18 protein-coding genes are annotated in these 18,575 nt (G+C 71.3%); 10 read left to right on the top strand and 8 right to left on the bottom strand.

The genetic code is table 11. The features are described from left to right. Positions 1–346 precede the first annotated feature (346 nt). Positions 347–2,119, bottom strand: a complete 1,773-nt coding sequence (locus ACSHXN_RS16510) for an acetyl/propionyl/methylcrotonyl-CoA carboxylase subunit alpha (protein WP_438303286.1) — start codon at positions 2,117–2,119, stop codon at positions 347–349. Positions 2,120–2,483: 364 nt separating this feature from the next. On the opposite strand from ACSHXN_RS16510, the gene ACSHXN_RS16505 reads away from it, so the two are divergent. Beyond that, complete coding sequence (locus ACSHXN_RS16505; protein WP_355136192.1) at positions 2,484–2,984, top strand: hypothetical protein; 501 nt, start codon at positions 2,484–2,486, stop codon at positions 2,982–2,984. Between the two features lie 21 nt (positions 2,985–3,005). Here ACSHXN_RS16505 and ACSHXN_RS16500 read toward each other — a convergent pair whose 3' ends face one another. From ACSHXN_RS16500 to ACSHXN_RS16485, 4 genes are all read right to left on the bottom strand, one after another. Then, on the bottom strand, positions 3,006–3,626 hold the full coding sequence (locus ACSHXN_RS16500) for a Maf family protein (protein ID WP_355136194.1): 621 nt from the start codon (positions 3,624–3,626) through the stop codon (positions 3,006–3,008). 22 nt (positions 3,627–3,648) lie between these two features. After that, the gene (gene mmpB, locus ACSHXN_RS16495) at positions 3,649–3,777 is read right to left on the bottom strand and encodes a morphogenic membrane protein MmpB (RefSeq protein WP_355136196.1); all 129 of its coding nucleotides are present in this window, start codon (positions 3,775–3,777) and stop codon (positions 3,649–3,651) included. A 131-nt stretch (positions 3,778–3,908) separates the two neighbouring features. Next, a complete protein-coding gene (locus ACSHXN_RS16490) occupies positions 3,909–4,118 on the bottom strand; it encodes an acyl-CoA carboxylase epsilon subunit (protein ID WP_115976141.1) in 210 nt (69 codons plus the stop codon). Positions 4,119–4,154: 36 nt separating this feature from the next. Then, positions 4,155–5,738: an acyl-CoA carboxylase subunit beta gene (locus tag ACSHXN_RS16485; RefSeq protein WP_438303285.1), complete on the bottom strand. Its 1,584-nt coding sequence runs from the start codon at positions 5,736–5,738 to the stop codon at positions 4,155–4,157. 146 nt (positions 5,739–5,884) lie between these two features. Here ACSHXN_RS16485 and ACSHXN_RS16480 point away from each other — a divergent pair, with 146 nt between their 5' ends. Together ACSHXN_RS16480 and ACSHXN_RS16475 are read left to right on the top strand one after the other, a co-directional pair. Beyond that, positions 5,885–6,778 (top strand): biotin--[acetyl-CoA-carboxylase] ligase, encoded by an 894-nt coding sequence (locus ACSHXN_RS16480; RefSeq protein ID WP_438303284.1) that lies wholly within the window; start codon positions 5,885–5,887, stop codon positions 6,776–6,778. 154 nt (positions 6,779–6,932) lie between these two features. Continuing rightward, positions 6,933–8,072, top strand: coding sequence for an adenylate/guanylate cyclase domain-containing protein (locus ACSHXN_RS16475; protein ID WP_355142378.1), 1,140 nt, complete (start codon positions 6,933–6,935; stop codon positions 8,070–8,072). A 53-nt stretch (positions 8,073–8,125) separates the two neighbouring features. On the opposite strand, the gene ACSHXN_RS16470 is transcribed toward ACSHXN_RS16475, so the two are convergent. Continuing rightward, entirely contained in the window at positions 8,126–8,737 is a 612-nt protein-coding gene (locus tag ACSHXN_RS16470; RefSeq protein ID WP_355142376.1) for a hypothetical protein, read from the bottom strand. A 231-nt stretch (positions 8,738–8,968) separates the two neighbouring features. Between ACSHXN_RS16470 and ACSHXN_RS16465 the strand changes: the two genes are divergently transcribed. From ACSHXN_RS16465 to hutH, 3 genes are all read left to right on the top strand, one after another. Further along, complete coding sequence (locus ACSHXN_RS16465; RefSeq protein WP_059129205.1) at positions 8,969–9,775, top strand: enoyl-CoA hydratase/isomerase family protein; 807 nt, start codon at positions 8,969–8,971, stop codon at positions 9,773–9,775. Between the two features lie 102 nt (positions 9,776–9,877). Next, entirely contained in the window at positions 9,878–11,017 is a 1,140-nt protein-coding gene (locus ACSHXN_RS16460) for a GGDEF domain-containing protein (protein ID WP_355142373.1), read from the top strand. Between the two features lie 83 nt (positions 11,018–11,100). After that, positions 11,101–12,639 carry a histidine ammonia-lyase gene (gene hutH, locus ACSHXN_RS16455; RefSeq protein WP_438306472.1) on the top strand — a complete coding sequence of 513 codons (1,539 nt, stop codon included), beginning with the start codon at positions 11,101–11,103 and terminating at the stop codon, positions 12,637–12,639. Positions 12,640–12,793: 154 nt separating this feature from the next. Here hutH and ACSHXN_RS16450 read toward each other — a convergent pair whose 3' ends face one another. Then, positions 12,794–13,111, bottom strand: a complete 318-nt coding sequence (locus ACSHXN_RS16450; protein WP_355142371.1) for a hypothetical protein — start codon at positions 13,109–13,111, stop codon at positions 12,794–12,796. A 110-nt stretch (positions 13,112–13,221) separates the two neighbouring features. Between ACSHXN_RS16450 and ACSHXN_RS16445 the strand changes: the two genes are divergently transcribed. The 4 genes from ACSHXN_RS16445 (at position 13,222) to ACSHXN_RS16430 (ending at position 17,512) form a co-directional block, all read left to right on the top strand. Then, positions 13,222–13,575: a hypothetical protein gene (locus tag ACSHXN_RS16445; RefSeq protein WP_355142369.1), complete on the top strand. Its 354-nt coding sequence runs from the start codon at positions 13,222–13,224 to the stop codon at positions 13,573–13,575. Between the two features lie 236 nt (positions 13,576–13,811). Then, a complete protein-coding gene (locus ACSHXN_RS16440) occupies positions 13,812–15,059 on the top strand; it encodes a L,D-transpeptidase (protein WP_355142367.1) in 1,248 nt (415 codons plus the stop codon). A gap of 199 nt (positions 15,060–15,258) precedes the next feature. Beyond that, entirely contained in the window at positions 15,259–16,746 is a 1,488-nt protein-coding gene (locus ACSHXN_RS16435; RefSeq protein WP_356111506.1) for an ABC transporter permease, read from the top strand. A gap of 82 nt (positions 16,747–16,828) precedes the next feature. Then, on the top strand, positions 16,829–17,512 hold the full coding sequence (locus ACSHXN_RS16430) for an ABC transporter ATP-binding protein (RefSeq protein ID WP_355134422.1): 684 nt from the start codon (positions 16,829–16,831) through the stop codon (positions 17,510–17,512). A 118-nt stretch (positions 17,513–17,630) separates the two neighbouring features. Here ACSHXN_RS16430 and ACSHXN_RS16425 read toward each other — a convergent pair whose 3' ends face one another. Beyond that, the gene (locus tag ACSHXN_RS16425; protein WP_438303283.1) at positions 17,631–18,554 is read right to left on the bottom strand and encodes a helix-turn-helix domain-containing protein; all 924 of its coding nucleotides are present in this window, start codon (positions 18,552–18,554) and stop codon (positions 17,631–17,633) included. Positions 18,555–18,575 lie beyond the last annotated feature (21 nt).

Genomic DNA, 18,575 nt, shown 5'->3' with positions numbered 1-18,575 from the left:
GACCCGGCGGGCATCGGGCCCGCCGCGCGGGTCGAGGACGGTCCTCGTCCCGGCCCGTCGATCATCCTCGCAGGCGGTGCGATACCGGTGCCCGGCCCCGCGGGCACCCGGTGACAGCCGGTCCGGCATCTCCCGGACGGTCCCCACGACCCGCCTCCGCCCCCCCCGTGCACCGGTCCGAACGGCGCACAGGCAGCCGAGACGGTTCGTGGCACCTCGAACGAACGGCCGTGGCCCGCCGCCACACCCTGTGCGCCCGTCGGCGGCAGCGACCCGGAACAACACCGAGGCGCCCCGCCGGCCGGCTGCTGCGGTCCGCGGGGCGCCTCGTCGACGTCGGTGTGCGTCAGTCCTTGATCTCGCAGATGGCGGCGCCGGAGGTGATGGAGGCGCCGACCTCGGCGCTGAGGCCCTTGATGGTGCCGGCCTTGTGCGCGTTGAGGGGCTGCTCCATCTTCATGGCCTCCAGGACGACGACCAGGTCGCCCTCCTTGACCTCCTGGCCCTCCTCGACGGCGACCTTGACGATGGTGCCCTGCATGGGGGAGGCAAGGGTGTCGCCCGAGGCGACCGGGCCGGACTTCTTGGCCGCGCGCCGCTTCGGCTTGGCCCCGGCGGCGAGCCCGGTGCGGGCCAGCGACATGCCGAGGGAAGCGGGCAGCGAGACCTCGAGACGCTTGCCGCCGACCTCGACGATGACGGTCTCGCGGTCAGCCTCCTCCTCGGCCTCGGTGTCGGCGGGGGAGGCGAACGGCTTGATCTCGTTGACGAACTCGGTCTCGATCCACCGGGTGTGCACGGTGAACGGGTCGCCGGAGCCGGTCAGTTCGGGGGCGAAGGCCGGGTCGGTGACGACCGCGCGGTGGAAGGGGATGGCGGTGGCCATGCCCTCGACCTGGAACTCGTTGAGGGCGCGGGAGGCCCGCTCCAGGGCCTCCTTGCGGGTCCGGCCGGTGATGATCAGCTTGGCCAGCAGAGAGTCCCAGGCCGGGCCGATCACGGAGCCGGACTCCACGCCGGCGTCCAGGCGCACACCGGGTCCGGACGGCGGGGCGAAGGTGGTGACCGTGCCGGGGGCGGGCAGGAAGTTGCGGCCGGGGTCCTCGCCGTTGATGCGGAACTCGAAGGAGTGGCCGCGCAGTTCGGGGTCGCCGTAGCCGAGCTCCTCGCCGTCGGCGATGCGGAACATCTCACGGACCAGGTCGATGCCGGCGACCTCCTCGGTGACCGGGTGCTCGACCTGGAGGCGGGTGTTGACCTCGAGGAAGGAGATCGTGCCGTCGTTGCCGACCAGGAACTCCACGGTGCCCGCGCCGACGTAGCCGGCCTCCTTGAGGATGGCCTTCGACGCGGAGTACAGCTGGGCCATCTGCTGCTCGTTCAGGAACGGCGCCGGGGCCTCCTCGACCAGCTTCTGGTGGCGGCGCTGGAGCGAGCAGTCACGGGTCGAGACCACGACCACGTTGCCGTGGCTGTCGGCCAGGCACTGGGTCTCGACGTGGCGGGGCTTGTCCAGGTAGCGCTCGACGAAGCATTCGCCGCGACCGAAGGCGGCGACCGCCTCGCGGACCGCGGACTCGTACAGCTCGGGGACCTCGTTGAGGGTGCGGGCGACCTTCAGGCCGCGCCCGCCACCGCCGAAGGCGGCCTTGATGGCGATCGGCAGGCCGTGCTCCTTGGCGAAGGCCACGACCTCGTCGGCGCCGGACACCGGGTCGGGGGTACCGGCGACCAGGGGGGCGCCGGCGCGCTGGGCGATGTGCCGGGCGGCGACCTTGTCACCCAGGTCGCGGATGGCCTGCGGCGGCGGGCCGATCCAGACCAGGCCGGCGTCCAGCACGGCCTGGGCGAAGTGCGCGTTCTCGGAGAGGAACCCGTAGCCGGGGTGGACGGCGTCCGCGCCGGAGTCCTTGGCGGCCTGGAGGACCTTGTCGATGTCCAGGTAGCTGGTGGCGGGGGTGTCGCCGCCCAGGGCGAACGCCTCGTCCGCCGCACGGACGTGCAGGGCGTCCCGGTCCGGGTCGGCGTACACGGCCACGCTCGCGATCCCGGCGTCACGGCAGGCCCGGGCGACACGGACAGCGATTTCGCCACGGTTGGCGATCAACACCTTGCGCACGATGGCTCCCTCTCCTTGAAACAAGCCGAGTTTAGGGACTGCCGACACGACGTTTCGACCCGTCCCCAGTGGTGAGCTTGCCCACACGGAGCGTGAAGCCAGGCTCACTCAACCTGCGAAAACCCTTGTCGCACCGCCGCACATGGGAATCCACCGGAAAACCCTAGCCCTCAGATGTGGTCAAGGTCTCTATGAAGTAGTCCTGCCACGGGTCGTGTTTCTTTGTGGAGTCCCTACTAATGGCCCAACGAATCTTTGCCCCTGCCGGACCTCTTGTCCCGAGGTTTACCCGTTAGTAGCGTTCACGATGTCTCGAACGTACTCCGAGTAACACGCAAGCACGCGCGAAGGTGGGTGGGGACCGGTGGTCCGCAGACCGGTGGCATGGCTCGTTGCGATCGTTCTCTTCGTGGAGGCGATAGGCATCGCACTGCTGAACTGGTTCCTCGGGGTCGTCGTGGATCGGCAGGACATGTCCCTCGCCGGTCTCGACCCCGACACGATGTCGGTCTCGTCGAAGGCGGGGGGTGTCGTCTTCGGGCTGTACTTCGCGCTGTGCGGGGTCGCCGCACTGCTCGTCGCCCTGCGTGACCGCTCACCCGCCGGCTTCTGGCGCATCATCCTGATCACCGCGGCCGTGGTGCACGGTCTGCTCGGCGCCTTCACGGTCGGTCTGGTGGGCTGGGGCGCGTTCGCGTTCATGATGGTGGTGTTCGGGCTCATCCTGCTCACCCTCATGACGTACGACCGTGCGGAGAGGCCGGTCGGCGCCCCGCCCGAGGACGGTGCCCCGGGCGGGGACGAGGGGACCGCGGAGCAGGGCGGGACCCCGGAGAACGGCGGCCCCGCACCCGTCACCCCCTGACGGCCTCGTCCCGGTCGGCCCTCAGGCCGTCGGGGGCGCCCACAAGTCCGTGATGCGGACGTTCAGTTCGGCCAGCAGCCGGCGGACCAGCGGCAGCGAGATGCCGATGACGTTGCCGTGGTCGCCGTCGATGCCGTCGATGAAGGGCGCCGAACGGCCGTCGAGGGTGAATGCCCCGGCGACGTAGAGGGGTTCGCCGGAGGCGACGTACGCGGCGACCTCCTCGTCCGTGGGCTCCCCGAACCGGACCACGGTGGACGCGGTGGCGGAGGCGTACCGGCCGGTGATCGTGTCGTAGACGCAGTGACCGGTCTGGAGCGTGCCGGCCCGGCCGCGCATCGCCTTCCAGCGGGCCGTCGCCTCCTCGGCGTCCGCGGGCTTGCCGAGGGCCTGGCCGTCCAGGTCGAGCACCGAGTCGCAGCCGATCACCAGAGCGCCCTTGATCTCGGGCTTGGCCGCCACGACGGAGGCCTTCGCCTCGGCGAGGGCGAGCGCGAGTTCCGCGGGGGTGGGGGCGCTGACGGCATCCTCGTCGACCCCGCTGACGACGACTTCGGGATCGAGCCCGGCCTGCCGGAGCAGTCCGAGCCGGGCGGGGGACTGGGATGCGAGCACAAGGCGGCGACGCGGCTGATCGGTCATGGCTTCAGCGTATCGGCGCAGCTCACCCGATGCCGATGACGATCATCGCGAGCACCGTCGCCAACGCCATGAGGACCCCCAGCCGCCGCAACATCGCCTGCGTGTCGCGGAGTTCTTCCGGCGGTTCGTTCTCGGGGTCGGACCACAGCATGCCCTCGATCGTGCGCCGGTGACCCGCCGCGGCGCCTGAGTACGCGTACTCAACTCGGCCGGGGAGCCGCTCGCCCCCGGCGGGCCGGTCCGGCGCTGCGTGACCGGCCCGTGAAAGCGACGAGGCGTGGCCTAGCCGGGCCAGTACGTGCGGCTCCACGCCGTCGGCCCCGGCTGGGGCAGCCGATGGGCGGCGATGCGGGACGGGTCCGCCCAGGAGTCACGCTGCCGTGCCGCGCCGGGCGGTGGTGTGGTTGCCGCCGCGGCGCGGGCTCGGACGACCGCGAGTGCGGCGGCGAGCTCCTCGGGGGTGGGGTTGCCCCGTACGACTTTGATGGTCATGTCGTGTCCCTGGGGTGGGGTGGGGTGGGGTGGTTTTCAGAGGGGGATGTTGCCGTGTTTCTTGGGGGGCAGGGTTTCGCGTTTGGTGCGGAGCTGGCGCAGGCCGCGGGTGATGTGGCGGCGGGTGTCGGAGGGGGTGATGACGGCGTCGATGTAGCCGCGTTCGGCGGCGATGTAGGGGTTGAGGAGGGTGTCCTCGTATTCCTGGATGAGGTGGGTGCGGGTGGTGTCGGGGTCGTCGGCTTCGGCGATGGTGCGGCGGTGGAGGATGTTGACGGCGCCCTGGGCGCCCATGACGGCGATCTGGGCGGTGGGCCAGGCGAGGTTGAGGTCGGCGCCGAGGTGTTTGGAGCCCATGACGTCGTAGGCGCCGCCGAAGGCTTTGCGGGTGATGACGGTGATGAGGGGGACGGTGGCTTCGGCGTAGGCGTAGATGAGTTTGGCGCCGCGGCGGATGATGCCGGTGTGTTCCTGGTCGACGCCGGGGAGGAAGCCGGGGACGTCGACGAAGGTGATGACGGGGACGTTGAAGGCGTCGCAGGTGCGTACGAAGCGGGCGGCTTTTTCGGAGGCGTTGATGTCGAGGCAGCCGGCGTATTGCATGGGCTGGTTGGCGACGATGCCGACGGGGTGGCCTTCGACGCGGCCGAAGCCGGTGAGGATGTTCGGGGCGAACAGGGGTTGGGTCTCGAAGAATTCGGTGTCGTCCAGGATGTGTTCGATCACCGTGTGCATGTCGTAGGGCTGGTTGGCGCTGTCGGGGACGAGGGTGTCGAGTTCGCGGTCGTCGTCGGTGACGGTGAGGTCGGCGTGCTCGGTGTAGACGGGGGGCTCGGAGAGGTTGTTGGAGGGCAGGTAGGACAGCAGTTGTTTGACGTAGTCGATGGCGTCCTTCTCGTCGCCGGCCATGTGGTGGGCGACGCCGGAGGCGGTGTTGTGGGTGCGGGCGCCGCCGAGTTCCTCGAAGCCGACGTCTTCGCCGGTGACGGTCTTGATGACGTCGGGGCCGGTGATGAACATGTGGGAGGTCTGGTCGACCATGACGGTGAAGTCGGTGATGGCGGGGGAGTAGACGGCGCCGCCTGCGCAGGGGCCGACGACCAGGCTGATCTGGGGGATGACGCCGGAGGCGTGGGTGTTGCGGCGGAAGATCTCGCCGTAGGCGCCCAGGGAGGCGACGCCTTCCTGGATGCGGGCGCCGCCGGAGTCGTTGATGCCGATGACGGGGCAGCCTGTCTTGAGGGCGAAGTCCATGACCTTGACGATCTTCTGTCCGTAGACCTCGCCGAGGGCGCCGCCGAAGACGGTGAAGTCCTGGGAGAACACGGCGACGGGGCGGCCGTCGAGGGTGCCGTAGCCGGTGACGACGCCGTCTCCGTAGGGGCGGTTGTGTTCCAGGCCGAAGTTGGTCGAGCGGTGGCGGGCGAACTCGTCGAGTTCGACGAAGGAGTCCTCGTCCAGCAGCAGCAGGATCCGTTCACGGGCGGTCAGCTTGCCCTTGGCGTGCTGCTTCTCCACGGCACGCTCCGAGCCGGCATGCGTCGCCTCCTGCACACGGCGCTGCAGATCCGCGAGCTTGCCCGCAGTCGTGTGAATGTCGATCTCTTCCGGCTCGGACATCGGGATGCGGCTCCCTGCCTGCTCAGTGGGGACGTGAGAGTGAGTGGTACGAGAATGCTCAGAAGAACGAACGGTTACTCATCCGTAGCGTAGTGGTGTGCCTACCGATCGGCAGTGCGGCGTTGACCACACCTAGGGTGGCTTGCATGATGCCCCGAGATGCCTCAGACGCGAACGACCGGTCGAGCGGCTCCTCCGGCGGCGGCAGCCGCTGGTCGGACCTGGAGCGCCCGCCCCTGAACGCCGACGCGCTGCGCCGGGCGCTGGTGCGCGAGGGCGCGCTGTGGACGCGGCTCGAGGTGGTGCAGCGCACCGGGTCCACCAACACCGATCTTGTCGCACTCGCCGCGTCCGGCAAGGCCGCCGAGGGCACCGTGCTGGTGGCCGAGGAGCAGAACGCCGGGCGCGGGCGACTGGACCGCACCTGGTCCGCCCCGGCCCGGTCCGGACTGTTCTTCTCCGTCCTGCTGAGGCCCCGCGAGGTGCCGGTCGCCCGCTGGGGCTGGCTGCCGCTGCTGGCCGGCGTGGCCGTGGCGACGGGGCTCGCGCGGGCCGCGGGTGTGGACACGGCACTCAAATGGCCCAACGACCTCCTGGTCACCGTGGGCGACGAGGAGCGCAAGACCGGCGGGATCCTCGCCGAGCGCGCCGGGGACGACGGCGTGGTCGTCGGCATCGGCATCAACGTCACGCTCCGTGAGAACGAGCTGCCGGTTCCCTCGGCGGGGTCCCTGGTCCTCGCCGGAGCCCGCGGCACGGACCGCGACCCCCTGCTGCGTGCCGTGCTGCGCTCCCTGGAGGACCAGTACGGCCGGTGGCGCGCCGCGGAGGGCGACCCGGTGGCGAGCGGCCTTCAGGAGACCTACGCGGCCGGCTGCGCGACGCTGGGCCGGTTCGTACGGGCCGAGCTGCCCGGCGACCGGTCCGTCACCGGAGAGGCCGTGGCGATCGACGGCGACGGCCGCCTCGTCCTGGCGACGGAGAACGGGATGCAGGAGCCGGTGGGAGCGGGAGACATCGTGCACCTGCGGCCGGCCTGAGCGCCGGCGGATGCGAGGGCGGGTGGGCGCGGCCGGGGCGGCCGCCCGGGTGCCGTGGGGTCGACGATGCCGCTGAGGAGTGAGCTACCGCACACCTGCCGTAGAGTTGACCGCGGTCGATACCTGACCGCGGCAGATCGGAAGGGCAGCACGCGTGACCGTCGACGACACGGGCTCGGGCACGGGCGTACACCCCGCCGCCGACGGTGAACCCGGGCGGGACGCACAGGCCGAGTCCGACGAGAACCCCCTGGCACTCCGGCTCGAGCAGCTGATCCTCGGGGCGGAGCGTCGTTATACCCCCTTCCAGGCGGCGCGCAGCGCAGGCGTGTCCATGGAGCTCGCGTCCCGCTTCTGGCGGGCGATGGGCTTCGCGGACATAGGGCAGGCCAAGGCGCTCACCGAGGCCGATGTGCTGGCCCTGCGGCGGCTCGCCGGACTGGTGGAGGCGGGCCTGCTGAGCGAGGCCATGGCGGTGCAGGTGGCCCGGTCGACCGGGCAGACCACCGCCCGCCTGGCCGAGTGGCAGATCGACTCCTTCCTCGAGGGCCTCACCGAGCCCCCCGAGCCCGGGATGACCCGTACCGAGGTGACCTACCCCCTGGTGGAGCTGCTCCTGCCGGAGCTGGAGGAGTTCCTCGTGTACGTGTGGCGGCGCCAGCTCGCCGCCGCGACCGGCCGGGTCGTCCAGGCCGGGGACGACGACGAGATGGTGGACCGCCGTCTCGCGGTCGGTTTCGCCGACCTCGTCGGCTTCACCCGCCTCACCCGCCGCATGGAGGAGGAGGAACTCGGCGAACTCGTCGAGGCGTTCGAGACGACCGCGGCCGACCTGGTGGCCGCGCACGGCGGGCGGCTCATCAAGACGCTGGGCGACGAGGTGCTGTACGCGGCGGACGACGCCGGCACGGCCGCGGAGATCGCCCTGCGCCTCATCGAGACGATGGCGAACGACGAGACCATGCCGGAACTGCGCGTGGGCATCGCCTTCGGCACGGTGACCACCCGGATGGGCGATGTGTTCGGCACGACGGTGAACCTGGCGAGCCGCCTCACCTCGATAGCCCCCCGGGACTCGGTCCTGGTCGACGGTGCCTTCGCGGAGGAGCTGATCCGCACGGGCGAGGCGCCCGCCTCCGAGGCCGAGGCCTCCGAGGCCGCGGCCGCCGCGGAGAAGGAGGGCGAGGAGCCGCCTTCCTACCGCTTCGCGCTCCAGCCGATGTGGCAGCGCCCCGTGCGCGGCCTCGGCGTCATCGAGCCCTGGCTGCTGGCCCGGCGGGGCGGCTCGGCGTAGTCCCTGCGCGGGCGTCCGGCCGCGCGGCCCGCCGACGGCCGATGAGGATCGGATCAAGGGCCGAGGATCGGCAGGCCCCTGACACACAGTCCGACGATCGGAACGCACAGGCCGGGCGGGTCCTGCTCCGGTACCGGCACCTGCGTGGTGGCGGTCGCGGACGGGGTGGGCCCGGGCGCGGCCGGAGTCGTGTCCGTCGGGGGCCAGGCCGTACGGGACGGCGTCGGGGCCGACGGCGCTTCGGGGATGCCGGTGGCGGGGTCGGTGCCCCGTGCGGCTGCCGAGGACTGCTGCGCGGAAGGGCCCGCGGACGTGCTCGTGGCGCCCATCGCCGTCGCGGACGAGACCGCGGTCGTGGTTTCCGCGCGGGTCGTCCCGGAGGGGTGCCCGCCGTCCGTGGCCGGCCCGGTCTCGACCGTGGCCGCCGTGTCGGTGGCGGCGATCCTGGGTTCGGCCTCCGCGGTCCCGCCTCCGCCCGTGACCGACTCGGGTGCGAGCCGGACCAGGCTCAGGGCCCCGGCGGCGAGCGCGAACCCGCCGACGGCGAGGACCACCCGCCGCCGGCTCGGCTTGCGGTGGCGGCCGGCGGGACGGAGCCGGAAGCGGCCCGCTTCGTCGTGGGTCGTCGTCGTGGCCTCGGTGGTGGTGGCTGTGTCGGTCGTCATGCTCATCCCTCCCCGGTGTGGCCGCACGCCCCCCGATGCGCCCGAGCGGTGGGCAGATTATGTGGCGATTGGGGGTGGGTGATGGGGAGACGGCCCGGATGTCACCCGAACGGGGAGGGGAGGCGATGATTGGGCCGCGCCGGGTGGGGTTCCGCGGCGGCTTTCGCAGGGCCGCTTCGACTGCGATGATCGGAGCCGTCGTAGTTAACCCGCGTTAACCGGGAGGGTGTCATGACGGAGCAGGGGGACGAGCGGCGGTTCGGCGAGTACGTGGTCGTGCGGCGGCACGGGTATGTCGCGGAGCTGGCGCTCGACCGGCCGAAGGCGATGAACGCGGTGTCCACCGAGATGGCGCGTTCGATCACGGCGGCGTGCGCCCATCTCGCCGCCGACCGGGACGCCCGGGTGACGGTGCTGACGTCGACGCACGAGCGGGCGTTCTGCGTGGGCGCCGACCTCAAGGAGCGCAACTCCTTCACGGACGCCGACCTGGTCCGCCAGCGTCCGGTCGCACGCGGCGCCTACACCGGCGTCCTCGAACTGCCGATGCCGACGGTCGCCGCCGTGCACGGCTTCGCGCTGGGCGGCGGCTTCGAGCTGGCGCTGTCCTGCGATCTGATCGTGGCGGACACCACCGCGGTGGTCGGACTGCCCGAGGTGTCCGTCGGGGTGATCCCGGGCGGCGGCGGGACCCAGCTGCTGCCCCGCCGGGTGGGCGCGGCACGCGCCGCTGAGCTGATCTTCACGGCGCGGCGCCTGGAGGCGGCCGAGGCGCGGGACCTGGGTCTGGTCGACGAGCTCGTGGCCGAGGGCCGGGACCGGGAGGAGGCGCTTGCCTTCGCCGCCCGTATCGCGGCGAACTCCCCGGTGGGCCTGCGTGCCGCGAAGCGTGCCCTGCGCCTCGGGCACGGCCTCGACCTGCGGGCCGGGCTCGAGGTGGAGGACGCGGCGTGGCGGTCCGTGGCGTTCTCGGGGGACCGTGCCGAAGGGGTGGCGGCCTTCAACGAGAAGCGCAGCCCGCAGTGGCCGGGGGAGTAGCCGCCGGACACCGGCGGCGTCCGTGCCGACGCACGTCGGCGCGGGCACCTCTATCGCCGCACCGATGTCTCACATTGTCCTGATCGTCCCTAGCCTGGAGGCGTGGCTGAGGACAGTCGGCTGACAGCCGTGGTGGCGCTGGCGCAGGGGATGGCGGCGGCGCACAACCCGCGGGAGTCCTGGCGGGCCGCCGCGCTCGGCGCGTGCCGGGCGCTCGCCGGGAGCTTCGCCGCGCTCTCCGTCTGGGAGCGTGAGCGCGGGCGGCTGCGTGTCCTTGTCAATGTAGGGGAACGGGCGGTCGAGGAGGAGGAGTTCCCGGAGCAGGAGACCTATCCCGTTCACCAGTTCCCGGAGATCACGGAGTTCCTGCACGAGCGCTGGGCGGGTGGTGGTGGGCCGACCGCCTGGGTGGAGACCGCGCAGGGCCCGGCGGCGGGGCACGCCGGCTACTGCCATCAGCGGGTCGCCGCCCTGCGCCGGCGCGGCCGCGGCTGCTGCGTCGTCGCTCCCGTGCTGCTGCACGGCCGTGCCTGGGGTGAGCTGTATGTCGCCCGCAAGGCGGGCGCTCCCGTCTTCGACGGCGCCGACGCGGACTTCGCCACCGTCCTCGCCTCGGTGGTCGCGGCCGGTATCGCGCAGACCGAGCGGCTGGAGGAGGTCCGCCGCCTCGCCTTCACCGACGCCCTCACCGGTCTCGCCAACCGCCGCGCCGTCGACGTCCGCCTCGAGGAGGCGATCGAGCGGTATCGCGAGGACGGGGTCGTGGTCTCGCTGGTCGTCTGCGATCTGAACGGCCTCAAGCGGGTCAACGACACCCGTGGGCACGCCGTCGGCGACCGGCTGCTGGAACGCTTCGGCTCCGTCCTGTCCCTGTGCGGCGCGATGCTGCCGGGTGCCCTCGTCGCCCGTCTCGGCGGCGACGAGTTCTGCCTCCTCGCGGTCGGCCCGACGGCCGACGAGGTGGTCCGGGTCGCCGACGAGGTCTGCCGCCGTGCCGCCCGGCTGGAGCTCGGGGACGGCGTCGCCTGCGGGGTCGCCTCGACCCAGGACCCGATCGGTGCCGTCCGCTCGGCCCGCCGGCTCTTCCGGCTCGCGGACGCTGCCCAGTACCGCGCCAAGGCCGTGCGCGCGGCCAAACCCGTGGTCGCGGGGCGGGAGGGCCCGGACGACCCGGTCGTACGCCTGGCGGACGCGCCGCCGCCCCCGAGCGGCGAGCGCCGCCGGTTCCGCGGACGCCACTGAGAGCGCCGGGCGACGGTAAGGGGTCAACCGGCCATCCAGTAGTGACATCATAGAATTCACTGCGTACGCTCCTGAATATGGATATGCACACAGTGGTGGTCGGGACGGGCGGGGTCACCGTGTCCGACGTTCTCGCCGTGGCGCGCGCGGACGCCCGGATCGAGCTCTCCCAGGAGGCCGTGGCGGCCCTCACGGCGGCCCGCGAGATCGTGGACGCGCTGGCGGCGAAGCCGGAACCCGTGTACGGGGTCAGCACCGGGTTCGGTGCGCTGGCCACCCGGCACATCAGCGAGGAACTGCGCGTGCAGCTGCAGCGCAACATCGTCCGCTCGCACGCGGCCGGCATCGGGCCGCGGGTGGAGCGCGAGGTCGTGCGCGCCCTGATGTTCCTGCGGCTGAAGACCGTCTGCTCCGGGCACACCGGCGTCCGCCCCGAGGTGGCGCAGACCATGGCCGACGTGCTCAACGCCGGGATCACCCCGGTCGTGCACGAGTACGGCTCGCTCGGCTGCTCCGGCGACCTGGCACCGCTGTCCCACTGTGCGCTGACACTCCTCGGCGAGGGCGAGGCGGAGGGCCCCGACGGTGTCGTACGGCCGGCCGCCGACCTCCTCGCCGAGCACGGCATCGCCCCCGTCGAACTGCACGAGAAGGAGGGCCTCGCCCTCCTCAACGGCACCGACGGCATGCTCGGCATGCTGATCATGGCCCTCGCGGACCTCGACAAGCTGTACAAATCGGCCGACGTCACGGCCGCACTGTCGATGGAGGCGCTCCTCGGCACGGACAAGGTGCTCGCGCCGGAGCTGCACGCCATCCGTCCGCACCCCGGTCAGGGGGCGTCGGCGGCCAACATGCTCGCGGTGCTGGAGGGTTCGGGCCTGACGGGCCATCACCAGGACGACGCGCCGCGCGTCCAGGACGCCTATTCGGTGCGGTGCGCCCCCCAGGTGGCGGGCGCCGGCCGGGACACACTGGCGCACGCCCGCCTGGTCGCCGAGCGTGAACTGGCCTCCGCGGTCGACAATCCGGTGGTGCTCGCGGACGGCCGCGTCGAGTCGAACGGCAACTTCCACGGGGCCCCGGTGGCCTACGTCCTGGACTTCCTGGCGATCGCGGCGGCGGACCTGGCCTCGATCGCCGAGCGCCGCACCGACCGCCTGCTCGACAAGAACCGTTCGCACGGCCTTCCGCCGTTCCTCGCGGACGACCCGGGCGTCGACTCCGGTCTGATGATCGCTCAGTACACGCAGGCGGCGCTGGTGAGCGAGATGAAACGGCTGGCCGTACCGGCCTCGGCCGACTCGATCCCGTCCTCCGCGATGCAGGAGGATCACGTCTCCATGGGCTGGTCGGCGGCGCGCAAGCTGCGCACCGCGGTGGACAACCTGACCCGGGTCCTGGCCATCGAGCTGTACGCGGCGACACGGGCCGTCGAGCTGCGCGAGGGGCTGACCCCGGCCCCCGCCACCCGGGCGGCGATCACCGCCCTGCGCGAGGCGGGCGCCGAGGGTCCCGGTCCTGACCGCTTCCTGGCCCCCGACCTGGCGGCCGCGGACGCCTTCGTGCGGGACGGGCGGCTGGTCGCCTCGGTGGAGGCGGTCACCGGGGCGCTGCAGTAGGGCGGGAGCCGGTCGGTCGCATGCGTGGGGGGCCCTACCGCCCGGTAGGGCCCCCCACGCATGCGACCGACCGGCCCGAGCGGGCCCGCAACGGGATCCGCGGCTCCTTAAGTCGTTGGTGCCGGACGTCGTTCGGCAGGGGCCCGCCGAGCGACTAGAGGTCCAGCCGCTCCCGGCGCACCGAGTAGGCGACGAAGCCCGCGCCCAGGCACAGGAAAAGGGTGCCGCCGATCACGTAGGGCGTGGTGTTCACGGCTCCCGTGTCGGCCAGTTGGGTGTCGGCCCCCATGGCGTCCTCGGCCGTGTCCGTCCGGGTGGAGGTGTGCAGGGACACCGAGGTCTGCCCTCTCGGTGTGTCCTGAGTCGCGTTGGCGGACGGGACGAACCACAGGGCCCCCAGCAGGGTCCCCGCGGCGGTGGCGGTCAGCAACGTCCGGCGAGTGGTGGACGTCGATCGACGTGCGGCGGACACGAAATACCGATCCCCCTGTGGCGCTTGCGAATTGGCCGTGCAGGGCGATGCTAGTGAAAGGCGCGGGTCGCGGGAAAGCCGCGCCCCCTCAGGGCCGTACGCTGCCCGCCATGAGCACTTCTGAGACATCACGCTTTGTGCGCCTTCGTGTGGACCTGATCCTCGAGGTCGAGGACGCCGACACCCTCACCAAGGCCGCCCTGCGCCGGATCGAGGATGACGCGGATATGCCCGACGGTGAGCGCGCCTACACCGAGAGCGCAGTGACGGAGGACACAGCCGAGGCCCTCGCCTTCCTGGTCGATCCGTCCGCCCTGGTCAGCGACGTGCCCGGGGTGGAACTCGCCCAGGCCTCCTGGAGCAGTGAGGAAATCGACTACGACGCGGACTCGCCGGACTGGGTCCTCGGCGAGGATGATGAAACGGATGGCGAAGAGGACGACGAGGAGGTCGGACTCCGCTGACGTGTCTTGGGGAAATCGTGACCCCGGGCGGCAACCGGCGCCCGGGGTTCCGTCGTCTTCAGAGACGTTCCCAGGCGTCCCGCACGACGCGGACACCCCCCTCGTACCGTGGCACCGACGTGGCGTGGCCCACACATCCGCCGGATGTGGAACGGGGGCGGCCGGTCGTACCGTTGATGATTCTTACGGGAACTCAAGGGGTTTTGGGAATTACGGCAACGATGGAGAAGCGTGTGATGACGAACAGTAAGCGGAAGGGTCTTGTGGCCGCCTCCGCACTGCTCGGTGGAATGCTCGTGCTCACCGCGTGCAGCGGGGGCAGCGAGGCGGCCGGCGACAAGGGTGGCGACTCCACCTCGCAGGCCAAGGTCGACGAGGCAGCCGCCCAGAAGGCCTCCGAGGCGGAGATCACGATCACACCGTCGGACGGTTCCGACAACGCCTCCATCAACAACGCGGCCAAGGTGACGGTCGCCAAGGGAACCCTCTCGAACGTCACGATGACCACGGAGTCGGGCACCGCCGTCTCCGGGCAGATATCCGCGGACAAGAAGAGCTGGGCGCCCAGCGGCCAGCTGGAGCGGGCGACCACCTACAAGGTCACCGCGACCGCCGAGGACTCCCAGGGCCGTGGCGCGCACGAGAACGCCTCGTTCACGACCGTCGCCCCGGACCACTCCTTCATAGGCAATTTCACGCCGGAGAACGGATCGACCGTCGGCGTCGGCATGCCGGTCTCGATCAACTTCGACAAGGCGATCTCGAACAAGGCCGCCGTGCAGAAGGGGATCACCGTCACCTCCAGCAGCGGGCAGCAGGTCGTCGGGCACTGGTTCAACGCCAACCGGCTCGACTTCCGCCCCGAGCAGTACTGGAAGGAAGGCTCCACCGTCACCCTGAAGCTCAACCTCGACGGCGTCGAGGGCGCGAGCGGCGTGTACGGCGTGCAGCAGAAGACGGTCACCTTCAAGATCGGCCGCAACCAGGTCTCGTACGTCGACGCGAAGACCAAGCAGATGAAGATCACCCAGAACGGCAAGGTCGTGAAGACCATCCCGATCTCCGCCGGTGCGCCCGACCACACCACCTACCAGGGTCAGATGGTGATCTCTGAGAAGTTCACCCAGACCCGGATGAACGGCGCGACGGTCGGCTTCAAGGACTCGGACGGCAAGGGCGAGTACGACATCAAGGACGTGCCGCACGCCATGCGCCTGACCACGTCGGGCACCTTCATCCACGGCAACTACTGGGGTGCGCCCTCCGTCTTCGGCAGCGTCAACACCAGCCACGGCTGTGTGGGCCTCCAGGACAAGAAGGGCGCGAAGGACCCGGGCACCCCGGCCGCGTGGTTCTACGAGCACTCGATGATCGGCGACGTCGTGGTCGTGAGCAACACCGGCGACAGGACCGTGTCCCCCGACAACGGCCTCAACGGCTGGAACATGAGCTGGTCCCAGTGGACGGCGGGTTCGGCGGCCTGACCCCGAACGGCCCGGCCGGCACCACCACTTCACCGAGGCGCCCGCCGCCCCCCGCACGGGGGCGGCGGGCGCCTCGGTCGTCTCACGGACCGCCACAGATCGCCCGGCCGCGGAACCGCGGCCGGGACGGCGCGGGCTTCTCATGGTTCTCTTATGTCCGGCTTATGGGTTCATCAGGGTGCGTCCCTAGCTTGCGGCCATGTTCTTCACCTACCTGAGGCGCGAACTGCGCCGCCGCAGAAAGGCGGCCCTCGTCGTCGCCTCCGGGCTTGCGCTGGGCATCGCTCTGGTCATCGTGGTCAACTCCGTGTCCTCCGGCATGGGGAAGGCACAGGACAAGGTCCTGCAGTCGCTGTACGGTCTCGGCACCGACATGACCGTGACGAAGGCCGCGGCCGCACCGTCGGGCGGCTCGCAGGGGCCGCGTTTCAACTTCGACGCCGGCAGTGACGACTCCGGCAAGACGCAGAGCAGCGACCGTGTGATGGTCCAGGGATTCCAGACCCTGGCCGACGGCACGGTCGCCAAGGTCGGCTCGCAGAGCGGGGTCTCGGACGCCGTGGGCGGACTGAGCCTGCGTGTCATCAAGATCAGCGGCCAGTTCACCCAAGGCCAGTTCCGGCAGTTCCGGAACGGCGGCGGGCAGCGCGGCCGGGGCGGTGCCACCGAAGGGCCCGAGGGCCGCGTCGAGGGCGGCGGCGCCAACTTCGACGTCAACAACTACTCCGTCTACGGCACCGACGTCACCAAGCCCGCCCTGGGCCCGCTGACCTCGTCCAAGATCACCAGCGGTCGTACGTTCAAGACCACCGAGACGGACGCCAAGGTCGTCGTCGCGGACTCGGCGTACGCCAAGGAGAAGAAGCTCAAGGTCGGCGGCACCGTCACCGTCAAGGACGTCAAGTACCAGGTGATCGGCATCGCCACGGCCGACAGCGGTGACGCGGCGGCCAACCTCTACATCCCCTTGGAGCAGGCCCAGACACTGGCCGACGCGAAGAACAAGGTCACCACGATCTACGTCAAGGCGACCGACTCCCAGCAGATCGCGGCCGTCAAGAAGACCATCCAGCAGAACATCTCCGGGACGACCGTCACGACCTCCTCGGACCTCGCCTCCACGGTCTCCGGCTCGCTGTCCACCGCATCCAGCCTCGCCACGAGCGTGGGCAAGTGGCTCTCCATCGCGGTGCTCGTGGCCGCGTTCCTGGTCGCCGGTCTCCTCACCTCCTCCGCGGTCTCCCGCCGGGTGCGCGAGTTCGGCACGCTCAAGGCGCTGGGCTGGAAGTCGGGCCGGGTGACCCGGCAGGTGGTCGGCGAGGCCGTCGTCAACGGCCTGGTCGGCGGTGCCCTCGGTATCGCGCTCGGCCTGGCGGGCGCATACGTCGTCAGCGCCATCAGCCCGACGCTGCAGGCCCAGCTCGGCGGTGGCGGTAGCGGTGGTGGTGGCGGTTTCGGTGGTGGCGGTGGTGGCGGCGGCTTCGGTGGAGGCGGCGGCGGCTTCGGCGGCGGTCCCGGCCGGCAGAGCGCCAAGAGCCTGGAAGTCGCTCTCACGGCACCGGTCAGCGCCACCACCATCGTCCTCGCGGTCGCCCTGGCGGTGGCCGGCGGTCTGATCGCCGGCGCCTTCGGCGGCTGGCGCGCCTCACGGCTGCGTCCGGCGGACGCCCTGCGCCGCGTCGAGTAGCACCCGAACCGCACACCTCGCGCGGCCCCGGGCCCGCCCGCACGGCAGGCCCCGGCCCCATCCCACCCCAGGAGTTGCACCCATGTACGAACTCAGAGGCGTCACCAAGCGCTACACGCGGGGCAAGGAGACCATCCTCGCCCTGGACGGCGTCGACCTGGCCATCGGCGACGGCGACCGCCTGGTCATCCAGGGCCCCACCGGAGGCGGCAAGTCCACGCTGCTGCAGATGCTCGGCGCGCTGGACAAGCCGTCCGCCGGCAGTGTCGAGCTCGACGGCGTCGACCTCGCGAAGCTGTCCGAGTCCCGGCTCACCAAGGTGCGCAGCGAGAACATCGGCTTCGTCTTCCAGTCCTTCAATCTGATCCCGACGCTCACCGCCCAGGAGAACGTGGAGACCGCCCTCGTGCCGCTCGGGGTGAAGGCCGGGGAGCGGCGCGAACGGGCCGCCGAGGCGCTGCGGTCCGTCGGTCTCGGCGAGCGGCTCGGACATCTGCCGAGCGAGATGTCGGGCGGTCAGCAGCAGCGTGTGGCCATCGCCCGCGCGCTGGTGAAGCAGCCGAAGGTGCTGCTCGCCGACGAACCCACGGGAAACCTCGACGAGTCGATGCGGGACGAGATCATGGACGTGCTCGAGCGCATGTGGAAGGAGCACGGGCTGACGTTCATCATGGTCACCCACGACTCCTCCATCGCGAAGAAGGCCCCGCGCCTCGTGACCATCCGCAAGGGGCGGATCACGGTCAAGGAGAACGCCGCACGGTAGACCGCACGGACCCCGGCGCGTCGTACCCCGCGGTTCCGAGGCAGTGAGCGACCCCCCGGCGCATCGCGTGCTCCGGGGGGTCGACGTGCAGACGGGCGGGGGCCGGTACCGCCGCGGGTCAGTGGCCGGGCGCGGTCGTGGCCGCCCGGGTCGCGTCCGTCCCCCAGCTCGCCAGCAGCCGCAGCGCCTCCGCCGACGCCGACCCCGGCTCGGCGTGATAGGTCACCATCGACAGCTCACCGTCGCTCGGCGGCCGGAACGACTCGAACTGCAAATCGAGATCGCCCACCAGCGGATGCCTCAGCTGCTTGAGTCCGTGGCTCTTCTCCTTGACGTCGTGCGTCGCCCACAGCCGCCGGAACTCCGCGCTCTTCACCGAGAGCTCCCCGACGAGCGCCGACAGCCGCGGATCGTCGGGGTAGCACCCCGCCTCGTACCGCAGCTGGCACACGATGTCGATCGCCTTCTGCTCCCAGTCCACGAACAGGTCGTGGTACTCCGGCTGGAGGAACACCATGCGCGCCCAGTTCCGCTCCTGCTGGGGCAGCCGGGACCAGTCCCCGAAGACGGCCGCGGCCATCCGGTTCCACGCCAGGACCTCCGCGCGGCGCCCGACGATGTAGGCGGGGACGGCGTCGAAGGTGTCCAGCAGCTGACGCAGTGAGGAGCGCACCTGCTGCGATCGAGCCGAGGGCTTCTTCTTGTGCGCCTTGGGTTTGGCGAGGTGCGTCAGATGCGCGTGCTCCGCGTCGCTCAGCCGCAGTGCGCGGGCGATGGCGTCGAGCACCTCCGCCGACACGTTCCGTCCGTTGCCCTGCTCCAGGCGCGTGTAGTACGCCAAGGACACCCCGGCCAGCTGTGCCAGCTCCTCGCGCCGCAGCCCCGGCACCCGCCGGTGCCGGCCGAAGTCCGGCAGGCCCACGTCCTCGGGCTTGAGCCGGGCCCGCCGGGTGCGCAGGAACTCGCTGAGCTCCACACGCCGGTCCAGGGCCTGTCCGGCCCCCGCGGTGGGCCCCTGCACGGAGCCGGGCGTCACGTCCATACGTCCAGTATTCCTGGTCGT

The sequence above is a fragment of the Streptomyces sp. HUAS TT11 genome, from assembly GCF_051553595.1.
Lineage (GTDB): Bacteria > Actinomycetota > Actinomycetes > Streptomycetales > Streptomycetaceae > Streptomyces.
This window is presented reverse-complemented; position numbering and strand designations above follow the sequence as displayed.

What these genes read in the sequence shown, in the direction of transcription:
- ACSHXN_RS16440 (WP_355142367.1), top strand. Translation starts at nt 13,812, where the DNA reads ATGACGAACAGTAAGCGGAAGGGTCTTGTGGCCGCCTCCGCACTGCTC.
- ACSHXN_RS16435 (WP_356111506.1), top strand. Translation starts at nt 15,259, where the DNA reads ATGTTCTTCACCTACCTGAGGCGCGAACTGCGCCGCCGCAGAAAGGCG.
- ACSHXN_RS16500 (WP_355136194.1), bottom strand. Translation starts at nt 3,626, where the DNA reads ATGACCGATCAGCCGCGTCGCCGCCTTGTGCTCGCATCCCAGTCCCCC.
- ACSHXN_RS16445 (WP_355142369.1), top strand. Translation starts at nt 13,222, where the DNA reads ATGAGCACTTCTGAGACATCACGCTTTGTGCGCCTTCGTGTGGACCTG.
- ACSHXN_RS16490 (WP_115976141.1), bottom strand. Translation starts at nt 4,118, where the DNA reads ATGACCATCAAAGTCGTACGGGGCAACCCCACCCCCGAGGAGCTCGCC.
- mmpB (WP_355136196.1), bottom strand. Translation starts at nt 3,777, where the DNA reads ATGCTGTGGTCCGACCCCGAGAACGAACCGCCGGAAGAACTCCGCGAC.
- ACSHXN_RS16425 (WP_438303283.1), bottom strand. Translation starts at nt 18,554, where the DNA reads ATGGACGTGACGCCCGGCTCCGTGCAGGGGCCCACCGCGGGGGCCGGA.
- ACSHXN_RS16465 (WP_059129205.1), top strand. Translation starts at nt 8,969, where the DNA reads ATGACGGAGCAGGGGGACGAGCGGCGGTTCGGCGAGTACGTGGTCGTG.
- ACSHXN_RS16480 (WP_438303284.1), top strand. Translation starts at nt 5,885, where the DNA reads ATGATGCCCCGAGATGCCTCAGACGCGAACGACCGGTCGAGCGGCTCC.
- ACSHXN_RS16430 (WP_355134422.1), top strand. Translation starts at nt 16,829, where the DNA reads ATGTACGAACTCAGAGGCGTCACCAAGCGCTACACGCGGGGCAAGGAG.
- hutH (WP_438306472.1), top strand. Translation starts at nt 11,101, where the DNA reads ATGCACACAGTGGTGGTCGGGACGGGCGGGGTCACCGTGTCCGACGTT.
- ACSHXN_RS16470 (WP_355142376.1), bottom strand. Translation starts at nt 8,737, where the DNA reads ATGACGACCGACACAGCCACCACCACCGAGGCCACGACGACGACCCAC.
- ACSHXN_RS16485 (WP_438303285.1), bottom strand. Translation starts at nt 5,738, where the DNA reads ATGTCCGAGCCGGAAGAGATCGACATTCACACGACTGCGGGCAAGCTC.